The sequence below is a fragment of the Streptococcus moroccensis genome, assembly GCF_030812835.1.
GTDB classification, from domain to species: Bacteria; Bacillota; Bacilli; order Lactobacillales; family Streptococcaceae; genus Streptococcus; species Streptococcus moroccensis.
In genome coordinates this window covers 1-2,533 of the sequence record NZ_JAUSTM010000052.1, presented here as the reverse complement: position 1 = coordinate 2,533, position 2,533 = coordinate 1, and the positions used below count along the sequence as shown (strand labels likewise).

At 36.2% G+C, this 2,533-nt stretch carries 2 protein-coding genes; both read left to right on the top strand.

All coding sequences use genetic code 11. The features are described from left to right. Positions 1-28: 28 nt before the first annotated feature. A complete protein-coding gene (locus J2S23_RS11225; protein ID WP_307122786.1) occupies positions 29-1,423 on the top strand; it encodes a HEPN domain-containing protein in 1,395 nt (464 codons plus the stop codon). Positions 1,424-1,614: 191 nt separating this feature from the next. Then, positions 1,615-2,533 (top strand): putative cross-wall-targeting lipoprotein signal domain-containing protein (locus tag J2S23_RS11220; RefSeq protein WP_370868722.1); only part of this gene is annotated, 919 nt, incomplete at its 3' end.

Below are 2,533 nucleotides of genomic sequence, written 5' to 3'. Positions count from 1 at the left end.
TTTAAATCAATTAGGGGGTTAGTAGTGTATGCTGACAGGAACTTTGCAGATGATGGGTTATGAATTTTTCTTTACGTTCGCTGAAGAAAGATTATCCTTGATTCCCAAAGAAGTGGAAAAAGATGAGATTAGGCATTCTTGGTTTTATAAAAAATTGGGAAATGGGAGCTATGCTTGGCCTGGAGAGCCTAAATTTGTAGAAGAAGACTTTCTTTATGGACGTACAAATGAAACAAATCAAGTTATTACATTTTTAATAAATAAACACATTCAACTTCATAAAAACAATGGTGTTATTACTGTACCGTTTTTGGCCTATTTTTTTAGTTATTCTGAAAGACCGATGATTAGTCGGATATCTTTCAGCGGGTTAGAACTAAACTATATTCATCCAATCAATCATGCTTTTGAAATTTCGTATAAACCTGATGAACATGATGGAAAAATAAATATTAGTACCTATGATTTTGACTCAACAACGACAGAAGAACAGAAGTTTAATGTTTTTGGAAAAGAAGTTCAAGTTTATTTCGGCGTCACTAGAACAACAAGTTTATCTATCGAAAAGCCACCTCTAGCGTTATCATCGTCAATGGTTTTTCATTTTGAAGAAACTCAAGATTATTCTTTTGTACGAGAGTTATATCGTATCGCAAAGGAGTTTATCCAATTTCTTTGTAATCGAAGAAATGTTAATTTTACTGATATTCGGTTGTCAAATAATCAAGGAAAGGTTGGGGAATTCAATGTGATTGAAGAAAGTATTGAGATTGAGATGAAGCCATTAAAAGATGGAAGATATATTCAACAAAAATATATTGCTGGTTATGAGGGAAAGATATTAGATGACATAGCTGAAAATAATCTATATCTCAGACATCTAGGTAAGAGTTTTAGGGATAGTCGTATAATTGATGCTGCTAGTTTTGTATTAAGAACCGCTGCATTTGAATGGGAGTTTAGTAGAATATTTTCAGAAGATGAATGGAAAAGCGAGCAACGAAAAAAACTGGAAGAAGAAGCTAGTAAAGAATTAGAGCGTTTGATTGAAAATTCAACAGGTAAGCTGAAAAAAATTTACAAAGATTTGAAAAAATCAGTTGTATCCTATTTATCTCTTTCTCAAAAGATTGGTCAAATATTTGAAGAATACGGTGCATCTTTATTGAATTTATTTGGACAATCCATATATAAATTAAACAATATTTCTTATAATCACTCTGAAATTGCAGAGCGAATAGGCAAACAAAGAAATAATTTTGCTCATGGAAATTTAGATAAGGAATTTATAAATGAGTCTTTGCTAGATGTGGTGTTCCTTGAACAAATTGTCCTAGCTATGCAACTACAATATTTTGGAATAGATGAAATAGAAACCCAAAAAATTATAAATGAAGTATTTCACCATAATTTGGCATTATAGAGTGATTCTGGGAGGGTCTGATGCGTCAGTCCTCTCTTTTTATAGGGATTTTCAGAAGTTATCGGTAGTGCTACTGATAGCTTTTTTCTTTGTCCTTCTTTGATGTGATACCAAAATCAAGTCGTCTTTTTTATGATGAGGAGAGAGTGACAGATTGTTACTACTTATCAAAAGAAAAGAAGGACTTTTTTATGACCAAACAATGTCATCATCACTTTTTAGTCAATCAAGAAAAAGCAGAAAAGCATGTCTTCCGTAAAAGTAAGAAGTACCGTACGCTCTGTTCGGTAGCACTTGGAACTATGGTGACAGCTGTTGTTGCTTGGGGTGGCCAAGTAGCACAAGCTGACGAAGTGGTAACACCCTCGCAAGATAAAGCCGTTCAGTTGACAGAAAATCCTGCGACCAACTTACCAGAAGCACAGCCAACTCCAGTTGCTGAACAAACGAATAGTCTTGCGTCAACTGGTCAATCAGATGGGGCTATTACAGTCACCGTTCCTCATGATGTTGTGACACAGGCTGTCAATCAAGCAACCGCTGAAGGGGTTACGACCATTCAGGATAAACCTATGGATTTAGGGAACACAACCTCTGCGAGTGATACCAGTAAGCAATTAGATAAAGCGGAAGCGGATGCTGCTAAGCAGGCTGAAGCCATCACTCAGGTGACCAATACCTATAAAGCAGATAAAGCCGCCTATGAACAAGATAAAACTCGTGTTGAACAAGAGAATACTGCGTTGGCTGCTAGTCATAAAGACGCCACTCAAGCAGGAAAAACCTTGAATCATTCAGTGGATAGCACAGTTTCAAAAATCAAAGACCAAGATCAGTCGGCTAATGTGACCGTTACCACTCAAACCGTACCATCAGGAGATGGCTCAACTGTTTCAGGCTATCAGGATTATACCTCTGCGGTAACTGCTATTGATAAGCAAAATAAGGATAATCTAGCTGAGTATGAATCGAAGAAAAAAGCCGCAGACGCCATTGTCGCAAAAAACCTTCAGATTCAAAAGGAAAATGAAGCGGGTCTTGCTAAGGCAAAGGCTGATAATGAAGCAATTGATAAACGTAATCAAGCCGGACAAAAAGTAGTGGATGATG

What these genes read in the sequence shown, in the direction of transcription:
- J2S23_RS11225 (WP_307122786.1), top strand. Translation starts at nt 29, where the DNA reads ATGCTGACAGGAACTTTGCAGATGATGGGTTATGAATTTTTCTTTACG.